At 37.7% G+C, this 15,771-nt stretch carries 16 protein-coding genes and 1 pseudogene; 11 read left to right on the top strand and 6 right to left on the bottom strand.

What is annotated here, in order from left to right; genetic code table 11:
• The 9 genes and pseudogenes from ABWO12_RS10315 to ABWO12_RS10355 all read left to right on the top strand — a co-directional run.
• Positions 1-189: pseudogene (locus tag ABWO12_RS10315) on the top strand (IS982 family transposase); the annotation flags it as partial.
• A gap of 379 nt (positions 190-568) precedes the next feature.
• A complete protein-coding gene (locus ABWO12_RS10320; protein ID WP_353088819.1) occupies positions 569-1,267 on the top strand; it encodes a hypothetical protein in 699 nt (232 codons plus the stop codon).
• Between the two features lie 7 nt (positions 1,268-1,274).
• Positions 1,275-1,970, top strand: coding sequence for a hypothetical protein (locus ABWO12_RS10325; RefSeq protein WP_353088821.1), 696 nt, complete (start codon positions 1,275-1,277; stop codon positions 1,968-1,970).
• A 9-nt stretch (positions 1,971-1,979) separates the two neighbouring features.
• Complete coding sequence (locus tag ABWO12_RS10330) at positions 1,980-2,741, top strand: sensor histidine kinase (RefSeq protein WP_353088823.1); 762 nt, start codon at positions 1,980-1,982, stop codon at positions 2,739-2,741.
• Between the two features lie 7 nt (positions 2,742-2,748).
• The gene (locus tag ABWO12_RS10335) at positions 2,749-3,408 is read left to right on the top strand and encodes a response regulator (RefSeq protein WP_353088824.1); all 660 of its coding nucleotides are present in this window, start codon (positions 2,749-2,751) and stop codon (positions 3,406-3,408) included.
• A 152-nt stretch (positions 3,409-3,560) separates the two neighbouring features.
• Entirely contained in the window at positions 3,561-4,643 is a 1,083-nt protein-coding gene (gene gcvT / locus ABWO12_RS10340) for a glycine cleavage system aminomethyltransferase GcvT (protein WP_353088826.1), read from the top strand.
• A gap of 83 nt (positions 4,644-4,726) precedes the next feature.
• Positions 4,727-5,437 carry a YebC/PmpR family DNA-binding transcriptional regulator gene (locus ABWO12_RS10345; protein ID WP_353088828.1) on the top strand — a complete coding sequence of 237 codons (711 nt, stop codon included), beginning with the start codon at positions 4,727-4,729 and terminating at the stop codon, positions 5,435-5,437.
• A 454-nt stretch (positions 5,438-5,891) separates the two neighbouring features.
• Positions 5,892-6,197 carry a hypothetical protein gene (locus tag ABWO12_RS10350; RefSeq protein ID WP_353088830.1) on the top strand — a complete coding sequence of 102 codons (306 nt, stop codon included), beginning with the start codon at positions 5,892-5,894 and terminating at the stop codon, positions 6,195-6,197.
• 23 nt (positions 6,198-6,220) lie between these two features.
• A complete protein-coding gene (locus ABWO12_RS10355; protein ID WP_353088832.1) occupies positions 6,221-6,769 on the top strand; it encodes an N-acetylmuramoyl-L-alanine amidase in 549 nt (182 codons plus the stop codon).
• A 35-nt stretch (positions 6,770-6,804) separates the two neighbouring features.
• Here ABWO12_RS10355 and ABWO12_RS10360 read toward each other — a convergent pair whose 3' ends face one another.
• Together ABWO12_RS10360 and ABWO12_RS10365 are read right to left on the bottom strand one after the other, a co-directional pair.
• Positions 6,805-7,491 carry an SIMPL domain-containing protein gene (locus ABWO12_RS10360; protein ID WP_353088834.1) on the bottom strand — a complete coding sequence of 229 codons (687 nt, stop codon included), beginning with the start codon at positions 7,489-7,491 and terminating at the stop codon, positions 6,805-6,807.
• 50 nt (positions 7,492-7,541) lie between these two features.
• The gene (locus ABWO12_RS10365) at positions 7,542-8,177 is read right to left on the bottom strand and encodes a rhomboid family intramembrane serine protease (RefSeq protein WP_353088836.1); all 636 of its coding nucleotides are present in this window, start codon (positions 8,175-8,177) and stop codon (positions 7,542-7,544) included.
• A 92-nt stretch (positions 8,178-8,269) separates the two neighbouring features.
• Here ABWO12_RS10365 and ABWO12_RS10370 point away from each other — a divergent pair, with 92 nt between their 5' ends.
• Positions 8,270-9,151 (top strand): lysophospholipid acyltransferase family protein, encoded by an 882-nt coding sequence (locus ABWO12_RS10370; protein WP_353088838.1) that lies wholly within the window; start codon positions 8,270-8,272, stop codon positions 9,149-9,151.
• A 29-nt stretch (positions 9,152-9,180) separates the two neighbouring features.
• On the opposite strand, the gene ABWO12_RS10375 is transcribed toward ABWO12_RS10370, so the two are convergent.
• On the bottom strand, positions 9,181-10,797 hold the full coding sequence (locus tag ABWO12_RS10375; RefSeq protein WP_353088840.1) for an ABC-F family ATP-binding cassette domain-containing protein: 1,617 nt from the start codon (positions 10,795-10,797) through the stop codon (positions 9,181-9,183).
• A gap of 313 nt (positions 10,798-11,110) precedes the next feature.
• Between ABWO12_RS10375 and ABWO12_RS10380 the strand changes: the two genes are divergently transcribed.
• On the top strand, positions 11,111-12,520 hold the full coding sequence (locus ABWO12_RS10380) for a TlpA family protein disulfide reductase (protein WP_353088842.1): 1,410 nt from the start codon (positions 11,111-11,113) through the stop codon (positions 12,518-12,520).
• Between the two features lie 48 nt (positions 12,521-12,568).
• Here ABWO12_RS10380 and fsa read toward each other — a convergent pair whose 3' ends face one another.
• The 3 genes from fsa to ABWO12_RS10395 form a co-directional block, all read right to left on the bottom strand.
• Positions 12,569-13,225: a fructose-6-phosphate aldolase gene (gene fsa / locus ABWO12_RS10385; protein ID WP_353088844.1), complete on the bottom strand. Its 657-nt coding sequence runs from the start codon at positions 13,223-13,225 to the stop codon at positions 12,569-12,571.
• 477 nt (positions 13,226-13,702) lie between these two features.
• Positions 13,703-15,031: a tetratricopeptide repeat protein gene (locus tag ABWO12_RS10390; protein ID WP_353088846.1), complete on the bottom strand. Its 1,329-nt coding sequence runs from the start codon at positions 15,029-15,031 to the stop codon at positions 13,703-13,705.
• Positions 15,032-15,104: 73 nt separating this feature from the next.
• Positions 15,105-15,771: DNA gyrase C-terminal beta-propeller domain-containing protein (locus ABWO12_RS10395; RefSeq protein WP_353088848.1), on the bottom strand; the 667-nt coding region annotated here is incomplete at its 5' end.

Raw genomic sequence — 15,771 nt, forward strand, 5'->3', positions numbered from 1 at the left:
GCAAAGGCGATTTTGAAACGGCTCCTTACAAAGGTTTTAGTGCTTCACAAAACAAGAAATTATGCCAAAACTTTTGAAGGATTTAAAACTCTAATTTTAGCTAAAATAACAGCGCTAACTCTAGTTCAATATATCAATAAATTTATCTTTGATAGACCAATAAACTACATCAAAAATCAACTGATTTAATTTCACCCAACGGGTTCAAAGTAAATTTATCCTAAATAGACAACAGGTCTTTTTAAATTATTTATTTTGAATTTCAACCTTTTATTTATCCTTAAATTTCAAACCAAATAACCTAGAAACTTAAAAAGTTCTAGATAAGTAAAAGTACGAAAAGTATTATTTTTTTATTAATTATTAATATTAATGATTTTGAATGTAATTTTTTAATTAAGATAAAATAATATACAAAGTATTGACTACAAGTGATTTAGGAAAAATACCGATCGGCTACAGGAAAAATACCTATAAATCTAGGTATTTTTCCTATAGGATTTTTCCCTATCAATAGTCAAATTTGTAACTCAAATAAAATCAACTCCTAACCTTAAAAACCATTCGTATGAACCTCGCACAAAACTTAACCCAACACATTGCCGATCCTGAGAACATCATCATTGTCGATGGAGCTTTACCCGATAAAAAATGGATTAACACGCACACCCCTTTCATGGCGAGTAATGTTTTACCCAACCCCAAAATTCCAACCTATTATGTTATTGATTTAAGTTTGATTAGTAAACAGTTTGCTGTTTTAATGGAATGGCTTACCGCAAACAATTCGCTAATTAGTTTTCAAGACAGTTTTTGGTTTATTACTTTGGGCCATGAGTTGAAAAATTCAATTTATGAAACTCAAATTGAAGACGCTATAAAAGCCGGGCTGTATTATGCGATACAGGGAGAAGACTTGGCGGATTTAGTTAAAAATTTTGACACCAAAAATTATCCTTTTTATTATCAAATTCAAATAAACAATTCAGGAATTCCTGACGGAATAAAAGTAGTTGATCAATATAACGCCGAAATAACAATTTTCTCTGTGGCTCTTATAAAAAGTATTTTTGCTTTATGGGATATAAATCCATCTCAAAGAGAAAATATTAACTTTGTTTTCACTAAAGTCACCAACGATCGCGACGAATCAACCGTGGCATTCAAAGTGTATATTGAAAATAAGGTGTCATATTATGATTATTCGACAGGACCTACTTATAATATTTTAAACGCTTCAAAATCCAAAGCGGCTTGTATTAAATAGTTCTGTAATGACAATAATTTATGATTTTTTTTGCTCCATAAAAATTATTGTTTATTTTCAATTAATTACATTTTTTTTAGCTACATTTTTTTTACCCTTAAAACGTAAAACAAATAGAGTATTTTACAGTATTATAACATATTATACATTAACTGAGGTTATTACTGTAACTTTAAAATTGACAATTCCAGAAAAAAATCAAAGACTTTTTTTAAATTCAATAAACTATGAATTGTCATTTGTAATAACATTTTTATTATGGTTTTTTTTACTAGAACAAAATGGTGTAAATAAAAAAATAATGCGTTTTGTTTATTTGTTTTTTTTATCATTTGTCTTAGTTGATTTTTTAGCAATTCAAAAAGATAATGATTTAAAAACCTACATCTTTTGTATGGGTTCATTTTTGTATTTGATAATTTTCTTTATTTTAAGCTTTAACAAACTCAAAAATGAAGATTTTAATTTTCTGCTTGATAACGATTTTAGACTGCTATGCGCACCTATTCTAATGTTTTTTGGACTTTCATTGCTTTTTAGTTTTGTAAATTCAGAAATTGGGGAAATCATAATTATCTCAAACTATAATTTATATTCGATTATAACTGATTACATAAATATTGTGAGTTACTCCATTTTCTTATGGTATGTCTATATCGAATACCGCAATCATAAACGGGTCATTTCCGAAGAATATCATTAATTGTATTTTATGAGTAATTTCAGTCTTGCCATTGGAATCCTTATTAGCTTAATTTTTATAAGCCTTATCACCACCTTTAGTATTATGCTGGCGCGTATGCACATTGGGAAAGTGAAAAAATATACCCAACAACTGTTTGAAAAAGACCTCGAGTTTCAACGCAACATCACGCAAACCATTATTGAAACCCAAGAACAGGTTTTACAAAATATCTCGCGTGATTTACACGACGATGCAGGGCAACAGATAACGGCATTGAATTTTCAAATTGAGAATTACAAATACGATCATCCAGAACAGTCCGAACGCATGGAAAGTCTTAGTGACTCATTAAAGCGATTGTCACAATCCGTGCGCAGTATAAGTCACTCGCTCAATAGTCAGTTGGTCTTGCAACAAGATTTAGCCAAAGCCATTCGAACCGAAATGGAACGCTTGCAAAAAAATAGCAGTATCCAATTTGAAATGATTTTGGGCGATACGCAACCCTTTTTGAAAGATGATGAAAAGTTAATTATTTATCGTATCTTTCAAGAGTCGATAAACAATTGCATCAAACATGCCCAGGCGAAAAAAATACGCGTACAATTAGCCGCACAACCTAAGTTTCGCCTGCAGATAGAGGATGACGGAAAAGGATTTGATGTAACAACAAAAACGCTATCATTGGGTTTGGCAAATATGAAAAAACGAGCGGAATTAATTCAATGTTCGCTGGTCATTGATTCCAAATCTGGACGAGGAACAATAATAACCCTTCAACGCAATTAAAACGCCTATGGAACTCATACACATTTGCTTAATCGATGATCATGCCATCGTTAGGCAAGGTCTTAAAGAACTCATTCAACGCCTCGGTGAATATCAGATTGTCCATGAATTTGATGATGGCGATCAATTCCTAGAGTCCTTACCCCTTGTTCCCATTCCCGACGTATATATCTTGGATTACTCAATGCCGCATAAAAATGGTATTGAAGTGTTGCAAGAGCTTGAAAAAAAAACAGGAGAATACAAAGTATTACTGCTCACCCAACACATTGACGAACAAATCATTGACGATGCGTACCACCATGGAGCACGTGGGTTTTTACATAAAAATTGTTCCGCTGCCGACCTTAAATTTGCCATTGACAACATCATCAATTTTGGCTACAACAACATCACTGAAATTTTAAATCGTATCAAAAATTATGATATTCGAAAAGAAGAAAATCTCCCCATTACTTTCGAAATGACCGATAAAGAACTAGAGTTTCTAACTTTGGTCTGCGACGAAAGAGAACTTACCTATGACCAAATGGCAAAAATCATGAATGTCACAGGAAAAACCATTGATGCCTACCGCACCACCTTATTTGATCGTTTTCAAATTCGTTCCAAAGTAGGATTGGTTTTGTTTTCCTACAAACATCGTTTAACGGAACCCTTTTTATAACAAAACGTAATTAACCTATATAAAATCTTAAACCAAACTTTAAATGAAAAGTTTGGTTTTTTTGTCCATTTTTGCCAAGAAATAATCAAAAAAGCACCTCTAAACTTGGAGGCTAATTTTGTATTTTTGCGCCACAAACTAACATTCAACGGATGAAAAATACAGCTTTAACTCCCATTCATATCCAATTAGGCGCCAAAATGGTTCCGTTTGCTGGATACAACATGCCTGTTCAATATGAAGGCGTCAATGCCGAACATGAAACCGTTCGCGACGGAGTGGGCGTTTTTGATGTGTCACACATGGGCGAATTTCTACTTTCGGGTCCCCAAGCGCTGGACTTGATTCAACGCGTAACGACCAACGATGCGGCAACGCTTGACATTGGACGTGCTCAATATTCGTGTATGCCCAATGCGACTGGCGGCATTGTCGATGATTTAATTGTATATCGACTCGGTGAAATAAGCTATTTATTGGTGGTTAATGCTTCCAATATTGAAAAAGATTGGTGTTGGATTGCCCAACACAATACCGAAGGAGCCGTTATGGAAAATCTTTCCGATTCGTATTCGCTCCTTGCTATCCAAGGTCCGAAAGCCGTCGAAGCCATGCAATCCTTAACGGCTATTGACTTGTCCAACATCAAATACTATCACTTTGAAGTGGGCACCTTTGCTGGCATTGATGATGTAATCATCTCTGCTACTGGATATACTGGGTCGGGTGGATTTGAAGTATACTGTAAAAATGAAGATGCTGAAAAACTTTGGCATAAGGTATTTGAAGCTGGCGCCGCTTATGGAATCAAACCCATCGGTCTCGCAGCACGGGATACCTTACGTCTTGAAATGGGATTCTGTTTGTACGGCAACGACATCAACGACACCACCTCTCCTATTGAAGCTGGCTTGGGTTGGATTACAAAATTCACCAAGAATTTCACCAATCATGAGGCCTTAAAAGCACAAAAAGAACAAGGCGTAACCCGAAAATTGGTTGGTTTTGAATTGACCGAACGTGGGATTCCTCGTCATGATTATGAGATCGTAGATACTGATGGTAATGCCATTGGAATTGTAACTTCAGGTACGATGGCACCCTCATTGGGCAAAGGTATTGGTATGGGATATGTCGCTACAGCATATGCTACGGTGGGATCTGTGATTTATATAAAAATCAGAAACAATCAAGTGGCGGCTCAAGTGGTTAAACTCCCATTTTACAAAAAATAAGTACAGAAAAAAATGAAGGCAAAATCCGTGATATCATGTAAATTTGCCGATTAAAAATAATTAACAGCTAAAGAAGAATTCCTATGGGAAGAGCATTTGAATTTAGAAAAGCCCGAAAAATGAAACGTTGGTCTGCCATGGCCAAAACGTTTACACGCATTGGTAAAGACATTGTTATTGCAGTAAAAGAAGGAGGCCCCAATCCGGAGACCAACGCCCGTTTACGCGCGGTCATTCAAAATGCCAAAGCGGCCAACATGCCCAAAGAAAATGTAGAGCGTGCCATAAAAAAAGCATCGGATAAAGACACGGCAAACTATAAGGAAGTTTTATTTGAAGGGTATGCACCTCATGGTATTGCCATTTTAATTGAAACAGCTACCGACAACAATAACCGTACAGTTGCCAATATTCGCAGTTATTTTAATAAATGTAACGGAACATTGAGCACCCAAGGCTCGGTTGAATTCATGTTTGATCATACTTGCAATTTTAGAATTCCTAATACGGGGCAAGACATTGAAGAATTGGAATTGGAAATGATTGATTTTGGGGTAGAAGAAATTTTCGCTGATGAAGACGGGATCATGATGTATGCGCCCTTTGAAAGTTTTGGGGCCATTCAGAAAGAATTGGAAAGTCGCAGTATTGAGATTTTATCCTCTGGATTTGAACGTATTCCACAAGTGACAAAAGCCTTAACCACAGAACAAATCACTGATGTGGAAAAATTATTGGAGAAAATTGAAGATGATGACGATGTGATGAATGTGTACCACACGATGCAAGAATAGCAAATGACACCTTTTTTTCATATGAAAACCAATCCACGCGGTTGGTTTTTTTATTTTATGCTTCTTTTCAAATGTTAAATTTTTAGGATTTAGGCATTACAATATAACTTGTTAAAAACTAATACTTAAAAAACACCTAAATAAAATTATCGCAAATTATTGATTTACAGTGCTTTGGTATTTTACCCTAAGCATCTAAGTATTTTTCCCTTAAAACTCAAGGAAAAATACTTTGAATTGTCAGTAAAAACCCTAGAGATTATTCAAAATAGGGGTAGTAATATTGCAACAACAATGACAAACAAGATAATAATTCCATTTTGTCACGCAAGCCATTATTCGATTTATACGCCTTGGGTACGTAAGGGTCTTCAGACCCTTACGTTGTACCCAAATTACTTAAAGGTTAAAAAAACAAACCAATGCTTAGGACAAATTTTTTAAACCAATACGTATGGTATGTGCACTAATAACGGGGGCTATAATGGGAATGCTTGGACAAGGCCTCTATCTATCCCTTCACTATTATTTGTGTGCTTCATTTCAATCTAAATTTTCGTCTAGAGATAGTATTCAGGCTGCCAAAGCACTTGTGACAAGTATATTCATCGGTGGATTATCAGAATACATGCTGGTCCTTTGTACTCCCACCACAATACTAGGAATCATTCCGTTTTTACTGGGTGCAGTATTCCCATTGGGCTTTCAAAAAGTCCGTAGAATAGGGCAGTATAAACAAAAGCATCGAACTACATTTTAATCATAACTCAAAACCAATTTCCTATGGTTGCCATCGACACAAAGTATTTGGAAGGTTATAATCGTTCGGGAAGGCTTATTGCTAGTGTAAATGCTTTGGTTATTCATCGCTCTTTACCCTATTCGACTGCCAAATCAATAGACGAACGTTTGCGGTTTATGAATGAACGACGATACAACGCCGAGCGTCAATTAATCCGTTATGCGCCGCATTATGTGATCAACGGAACTACCATTATACAAACCATACCCGAAACAGAAGCGGGATATCATATTGGCTCGGCCTTTTACAATTATACCCCTCTAGCCCGTCAATTCATGGGAAATGAAAAATCGGCCAATAATGTTACCTTAGGTGTCGAACTCTGTGCGGCCGAGGGCCCCATTCCTAAAAATGTTTTACAAAATGCCATCCCTCTTGTGCAACAATTGATTTACAAATACAATCTTCAAAGACACCAAGTCGTTCGTCCCTTTGAAATGATAAAACAAATCCACCCCAACCTCATTATGGATGCCCTCCAATGGAAAGCGTTTCTCAATTCGGTTTACCTTCCCGAGCGCGTTTTTTGATTCTTAGAATGTTGCCATCTAAAAAAACTAACACCTTATTCCAATACAAAACTTATGGTCACCTGTGCAGTAATTTCGATTTCGCCTATCGCGAGCGTTTCTTGTGGCATGGCATGGGCCTCTTTGGCAAAAAAACCTTCAGCTCGTTGTACCGTGGGAAACAAAATAGACCCCGTCTCTGAAATTTGATGGGCTTTTCCAACTTTTTGCTGTAAGGGTGATGTGTAATCCTGAGCCCGTTTTAAAGCATCTTGTGTGGCAAGTTTACGAACTTGAGTTTTGTATTCCTCCAACTTGGTTGCTTTAAATTCAACGCCCGAAATGGCATTAATCCCTTGATCGACCAACCCCATCACCAAAGCATCGTACTGTTTTAAATCACGCAAGGTAACTTGCATATTTTGAATGGCTTGGTAGTGAAATTTGTTTTTTTCACCCGTATACATTCGACCCAAATGAACCCCTCTAGTTTGCATATCGTTGGCTGCAATCCCAAACTTTTTCAAATAGCGCAATACGAGATCCACAGTAGCATCATTAGTCTTCTTTACCTCTGAGGCTTCTTTTCCTTGGGTTTCAACGCCAAAAGAAATGATAGCATAATCAGGGGCTACTTTAATCTTTCCTTCTCCTGAAACAGTAATTTGGGGAAGTGATTTTACTTCTTGAGCTTGGGTAAACAATCCAAAACTAAGTAGCAATAGGACAATAATTTTTCTCATGATATTTATTTTTTTAGGTTTTTATTTCGATTACAAAAGTTGTGCCTATTTTATTTTCGTTTTCTTTCCATAAAAAAAAGAATAACGATGGGTAGTATCAATCCAGCGACTAAAAGCGGTTGTTTAAAAATTAAATGAGGTACTTTTAGCAACGTAAAAAACAATCCCGCAATAGCCCCGCCAAAGTGAGCCGCATGTCCAATACCATCGTTTTGCGCTTTCATCCCGTAAATGGAATACAATAAATAGCCAATACCAAAAAGATAGGCTTTAATCGGAATGGGAATAAAAAATAAATACAAATCCATATCAGGATACAGTAAAATCGCTGCGTAGATAATTCCAGTTACCGCTCCAGAGGCTCCAATGGCGGTGTAATGGTACTGATTTTTGTAGAAGTACAAGGTCAACATACTCCCTGCCAACAAACTAGAACCATAGAGAAACAAGAACGTGTACAAGCCAAACTGATATATCACCACTGGCGCAAAAAAATACAAGGAAATCATATTGAAAGCCAAATGCGTAAGGTCACCATGTAAAAATCCAGAAGTTAGCATTCGGAAATGTTCCCCAGCACGAATACTGCCTACATGAAACATGTATTTTCGGAAAAAGGAAGTGTCCTCCCACCCTTTCCAACTAATCAACGCAGTGATTCCGATTAAGATATAAAGAATAATCATAAATCTAATTTTGGGTAAATGTACAAACTTAAGAATTGTTAATTCGAAATAAAATCTTAAGGAAACCCTTTATATTTGCACAAATTTCATACATGCAATTTCTTGCCTATCTCATCATATATCCGATAATTTGGTTGATTTCCAAATTGCCTTTTCCGCTTTTATACTTACTGTCGGATGGAATCTATTTTTTAATTTACCGAGTAATTGGGTATCGTAAAAAAGCCGTGCGACGCAATCTAGCTATGGCATTGCCCCATCTTAGTGAAACCGAACGCTTGCGTATTGAGAAAAAATCCTTTCAGCATTTGTGCGATATGTTTTTGGAAATGATCAAAACCTTGTCTATTTCACGTAAAACTATGGAGACACGGTTCACCTTCACCAATATGGATTTGTTTCATGCTATGGAGGAAAAAGGAAAAAGTATTGCCTTAATGTGTGGTCATTATGCGAGTTATGAGTGGGTGATTTCGATGAATTATTATACCCGATTTAAAGGCTTTGCCATCTATAAACGAATTGCCAATCCCTACTTTGATCGCTTGGTCAAAAAAATTCGTTCACGCTATAAAGCCTACTTAATCACCACCAAAGAAACCAAACCCACCATCGAAAAAAATGCTCGCGAAGGCGTCTTGGGTCTTTACGGCTTTGCTAGCGATCAAACACCGCGCTGGAGTGAAACTAATTTGTACTGGCATCATTTCATGGGTATCGAAACCCCTATTCACATTGGCGCTGAATCATTGGCCAAACAATACGGCATGAATGTCCTATTTTTAAAAGTGCGAAAAGTGAAACGAGGGTTCTATGAAGGCACTTTTGAAATCCTATCCGACAACGTGCATGAAGTTCCCGATTATAAACTATCGGAAGCTTTTATGGCCAAAGTAGAGGCGCAAATATTGGAACAACCCGAATACTATATGTGGACGCATAAACGTTGGAAACATAAAAAAAGAACCTCATAAAAAAAATCCCGATGACTCGGGATTTTTAATTAAGCATACATCTTAGCACGTAATTCTTTTATTTTGGAATCATCCAAGTAATCATCAAAGGTCATGTAACGGTCGATAGCGCCCTGTGGTGTAAGTTCAAGTACACGTGTGGCCACTGTTTGCGCAAATTCATGGTCATGGGTGGTAAACAAGACCGATCCTTTGAAGTTCTTCAAGGAATTGTTAAACGCCGTAATCGATTCCAAATCCAAGTGATTGGTTGGCTCGTCGAGCATTAACACATTGGCGCGAAGCATCATCATGCGCGATAACATACAACGCACTTTCTCACCTCCCGACAATACATTACACTTTTTTAACGCTTCTTCGCCCGAGAAAATCATTTTCCCTAAAAAGCCTCGTACGTAAACTTCATCGCGCTCTTCTTCGGTTTTGGCCCACTGACGCAACCAGTCGACTAAGTTGATATCGGATTGAAAAAACGCGTGATTGTCGTTGGGCAAATACGATTGAATCGTGGTCACACCCCATTCATACGTTCCCGAATCGGCTTGCAAATGACCGTTTAAGATTTCATAAAAAGCGGTGGTAGCCCGTGAGTCTTTTGAAAACACTACAATTTTATCGCCTTTCGCCATGTTTAAATCTACATTTTGAAATAAAACCTCACCGTCGATTGAGGCCGCTAAATTTTGAATGTTCAAAATCTGATCGCCCGCTTCCCGTTCTTGTTCAAAAATAATGGCAGGGTAACGACGACTTGAAGGCTTAATCTCATCCAAATTAAGCTTTTCCAACATTTTTTTACGCGATGTCGCCTGCTTTGATTTGGCCACATTCGCACTGAAACGGCGGATAAACTCTTCCAACTCTGCTTTCTTCTCCTCTGCCTTCTTGTTTTGTTGTGCCCGTTGTTTGGCGGCTAACTGACTCGATTCATACCAAAACGTGTAATTCCCAGAATAGTGTGTAATTTTTCCAAAATCGATATCCGAAATATGGGTACAAACCGCATCCAAAAAGTGACGGTCGTGCGAAACTACAATAACCGTATTCTCATAGTTCGCCAAAAAGTTTTCCAACCAACCAATCGTTTCAAAGTCCAAATCATTGGTCGGCTCGTCCATAATCAATACATCAGGATTTCCAAATAAGGCTTGCGCCAAAAGGACACGTACTTTTAATTTCCCCTCCATCTCCGCCATCAGCGTGTAATGAAAGTCCGAACCAATACCCAAGTTCGACAACAAGGCAGCCGCATCACTGTCGGCATTCCAACCGTTCATTTCGTCAAATTGAATTTGCAACTCCCCAATACGGTCGGCATTTTCATCCGAATAATCCGCATACAATGCATCCATTTCGGTTTTAATCGCATGCAGCACTTTATTCCCCATCAATACCGTTTCCAACACCGTATGTTCGTCAAACATGTTGTGGTTCTGATTCAAAACCGACATCCGTTTCCCTGGCTCCAATATCACTCGCCCCGACGTAGGGTCCATATCACCTGCTAAAATTTTTAAAAACGTAGACTTTCCGGCACCATTGGCACCAATAATTCCGTAACAGTTCCCTAAGGTAAACGAGGTATTCACTTCATCAAACAAAATTCGTTTCCCAAACTGAACGGATAAATTAGATACAGTTAACATGTAACAAGTGGATTTTAAATTTGGTGCAAAAGTAAGCAAATAGGGCGACTTTACCCATCTCAAGCTATGGTTTTTTTATCCTTTGACGCGAACAGCTAATGCCTGATATCCATTGGAAAATCCAAAAAAAACAATCCTAATTTCACCCTAAAATACCATCCAAAATTAGAGGCTCTTGTTATTTTCCGCCGATAATTCAAATTTGAAGCGCATTGGAAACCACAGCCGATTTTGAGGGCTTCACTTTTAACTAATGGTTAACAATATATTGCACAGGTACTAAATACATTTGCGAATTACAACAGAACTGTAGATGAATTTCAAAATTGCCTCAACGTATGGTGCCCTAACTGCGGTAGCACTTTCAGTATTGACGTCTTGTAAAAAAGAGTTCGATGCCGACAACTATGTGGCGTACTTTGGCGGTGAAGTTGAAAATCCGCAATCGCGTTATGTACTTTTTTGCCAAAATAATGTGGTATTGGACACCCTACCGTTGAAAGCAGACAATACGTTTTTTGTCAAATTTGATTCCCTAGCACCCGGATTGTATACGTTCAAACATGAGCCGGAATACCAATACGTTTTCTTTGACAAAAACGATTCAATTCGCGTTCATATTGATTCCAAAGATTTTGATCAATCCATTATTTTTTGTGGTCGAGGCGATCAAAAGAACAATTTCTTAATGGAAATGTACCTTCGTAATGAGAAAGAGAAAAATAAAATTTTCGATGTTTTGGATTACGAAGCACCCAAATTTCTCTATTACATCAACAAAGTCAATGCAGACAATATCGCTTTTTACAAATCCAAAAAAGAGGAAATCAAATGGAATGAAGAGTTTGATGTCTACGCCCAAGCCATGTACCTTTTCCCCCACTATACCCGTAAAGAAATTTACCCCATTGTACACAAAATGCGTACAGGGAACGATGTGAGTAAGGCACTACCCAAAGATTACTACGATTTTCGAAAAACAATTGACTTTAGTGATGAAAAGATGACCGACTTCAGTCCGTTTGTCATGTATCTCAACTACATGCTCAACAATGTAGGGTCGATTCACTACCACAACCATTTTTCGGAAGTCGACTTGGCGCTAAAAACCAATGTTAACAAACTCAAAATTGCCGATACCCTCATCAAAAACGAAAAGGTTAAAAATATCGTCGTCAATAGCATTGCCTTTCAATACTTGTTGGAAGATCAAAACATGGTCAACAATCAGGAGTTTTTGAAACACTATTACAAAATTGCCACCGATAAGAGCAAGAAAAACGAAATCTTAAAACTAGGAAAAGCGATCAACCAATTGACCGATGGTAAAAAACTACCCTCAGTTACCTTGCTCGATGCTGCGGGAAAAAATGTCAATTCTTCCTCGCTAATCACCAAAAATACCATTCTGTTTTTCTGGAGTGAAGAATTAAATTCCCACCTCGTTGCAGCACACAAAAAGGCCTTGGATTTGCAGAAGAAATACCCGAATTATGAATTCATTGCCATTAATTTGGATAAAAATCCGAACACTTGGAAAGAGGCCTTAACAAAGTATTCCTTCGGTTCAATTCGACAATACCATTGCTCCAATTTTGATGAAATCAAAAACAAATGGGCGATTACCAAAGTACACCGCACCATGATCATCAACAAAGACCTCACGATCAAAAACGGATTCACCAATATGTTTGACATCCGTTTTGAAGAAGACTTACAATAAAAAAAGCCCTGACGAAAAAATCAGGGCTTTATTGTAGCATATCGTGAGTTACGAATTTCCTTTTTGGTAATCGGCAATAAACTGTGCCAATCCGATATCGGTCAACGGGTGTTTTAACAGGCCTAGAATCGCCGACAAGGGCCCTGTCATCACATCCGCTCCAATTTTCGAACAATTTACCACATGCATAGTATGACGAACAGAAGCGGCCAAAATTTCGGTTTCAAAGCCGTAATTATCATAGATTTCACGTATCTCTTGAATCAAATTCAACCCGTCAGTGGAAATATCATCCAAACGGCCAACAAACGGCGAAACATAGGTGGCACCCGCTTTGGCAGCCAACAAGGCCTGACCCGCAGAGAACACCAACGTCACGTTCGTTTTGATGCCTTTATCTGAGAAATATTTACACGCGCGCACACCGTCTTTAGTCATGGGAAGTTTCACCACAATCTGAGGGTGCAAATCGGCCAATTGTTCGCCCTCACGCACCATTCCATCGAAATCGGTAGCGTTCACCTCCGCACTCACATCCCCTTCGACAATCGTACAAATGTCCACATAGTGCTTCAAAATGTTGTCCAAGCCGGTAATTCCCTCTTTGGCCATCAACGAAGGATTGGTCGTTACGCCATCCAAAATTCCCAACGATTGGGCCTCGCGAATCTCATTCAAATTCGCCGTGTCAATAAAGAACTTCATAGTATGATATTAAAAAAGTTGTGTTTACATGTTGTATTTTCGGGCGCTTCCCCTCCATACTTCCGGGGCCGGGCTGTCGGGAGTCGCTACCCTCGTCACCTCGGGTGAGCTTCAACAATCCCTCCATCCCTAGCGCGACATTGCAAAAGTACAACACCCAACTCGATTGAAGAAATTTTGTTTGGTTTTTAGTGACTAGACGTTAGACTTTGGAAAGACTGCGACTTAGATTGATGACTGATTACTGATCAAGTGTATGATGAAATAATTAATGATGAAAACTTTTACTGCAATTCATAGTTTTGAATTAAAACGAGCCGCCCTTTCGTGTTTTATTTCTTCAATGCATTTGTAAGAGCAATTCAGAAATACAACGAAAATTAAAAAACGCATGAAAGTAAATGATAACGCTGACCGAGCAAAAAAGAGCGGTTAAAAAATCGCTTCAAATTTTTAATATTGAGACGGCTTGTTATTTTATTTTCCTAATTGAGCTTTTAACTCTTTTACTTTATCATTGCGTTCCAAAAACTTATACACTGTAAGCAATCCATTGATTACGCCTTCGTTGTTCGGTTGAAGTTTATAGGCGCTTTCTAAAATTGGCAGTACTTTGTTGAATAATTTCTGACGTTCTCCTTTCAAAAACTCAAATCGCTTTTGGTCTTTTTCGGTGTAGCCTAATTTATTCATCTCGTCCACAATTTTTTGATCGGGTTTCAACATCATATCGGCTAGGTTAACATACGCATCAACGTAATCAGGTTTAATTTCAATGACACGACGATAATATTTTTCCGCTTCATCAAATTGGTTGTTGTTACCACTTGTTACCCCAAGGTTATAAATCAAAATATGGTCATTTGGATTTTTCTCCAATACTTCTTTGATGGTTTTTTGGTAATTGGGAACGTCATTTAACTTCAAATAAATCTCCGCTTCCGACAACAACAAATTCGTATCCCCAGGCAATTCTTTTTTGGCATCGGCTATTGCTGATTTCGCTGCATCCGTTTTACCTTGTTGCAAATAAATCAATGCAATATTTTTAACAATTTCACCGCGTTTGGAAGGCACTTTTTCTTCTGTTGGATCGCTGTACTGACCTAACTCAATAAATTTATTTCGGATGGCTTTGTCGGTAAAACTTTCTATTTGTCCCGTTAATTTGTTTTTAGCAAAATACTTTGTGCCTTCGCCAGTATAGTTTTTAGATTTTAAAATTTCATAATATTTCAAAGCACTGTCGTAATCCTTACCTTCTACCGCATAACTTGCGGCAAAATAGAGATTTTCCATTTCTTTAGGTTCCATCAAATAAATGCTATAAAGAATTTTGGAAGACTCTGCAAATTGCTTGGCATTGCCTAAACTAATGGCCACATTCAATAACTGACCTTTGAAGGTTTGAATAGTTTCATTGATATCGTCGGTATATAATTTTTTCCCCGATTTTGCTTCATAATCTAAGGTTTCACGCATAGCCACACCAAGACCTTCAATGGTATTAGGAGAAAAAAGTTTAGCCATTTGGGCTTGCATCACAGCCGGTGACATATTTTTATCCCAAGTTGACATTTCCATCATGGGAACCATGGCTTTATAGAACTTTAAGTATACTTTATCCGATTCTTCAGTGGCTAATCCTTCCAATTTTTGAACCAAACTTTTGTATTCGGTATACTCTTCGGTTTTTAACGCATCTTTAGCGTATAATTTTTTTAAAGCTTTCAATTCGTCTTTTTGTGCGAATGAAGCTGTAGCCAAGAACAGGGTTCCCGCTAAAAATAAATGATTGATTTTCATACGATTTGATTTAAAAACGTAAAAAGCCACGATTGAAATTCAACACATGGCTTTTACACAATTATTTTACTTTTTATTCTTCATTTTCGGGAGTAGTATCGTCATTTAATTCGATACCCTCGTTTAGTTCGTCGTCTTCTATCGATTCCGATTCTTCCTCTCGCATTACCTTGGTGACCGCGGCAATCGAATCGTTATTCTTGATATTAATTAAACGAACTCCTTGGGTAGCTCGACCCATAACGCGAAGATCGGAAACCATCATACGAATCGTTAATCCCGACTTGTTGATAATCATCAAATCATCTTCATCGGTAACATCAGAAATCGAAATCAACTGCCCGGTTTTATCCGTGATGTTTAAGGTTTTCACCCCTTTTCCACCGCGGTTGGTAATACGGTACACATCTTCGCCATCGTCATCAACCAATTTGGTACGTTTCCCATATCCATTTTCGGTAACAACCAAAATTTGTTTCTCATTGACTTCTTTTTCGTCAACCGCTACCATTCCGATCACTTCATCTTTTTCGTCGGCTAAAGTAATACCGCGAACTCCAGAGGCTGTACGACCCATTGGACGCGTTTTGCTTTCTTCAAAGCGCACCAATTTACCCGACTTCACAGCGATAAGAACCTGACTGTTTCCTGTGGTTAGTTTTGCTTCCAATAATTCATCGTCTTCACGAATCGTAATCGCATTAATTCCATTTTGACGGGGACGCGAATACTGCTCAAGC

It is taken from the genome of Flavobacterium sp. (genome assembly GCF_040379285.1).
Classification (GTDB): domain Bacteria; phylum Bacteroidota; class Bacteroidia; order Flavobacteriales; family Flavobacteriaceae; genus Flavobacterium.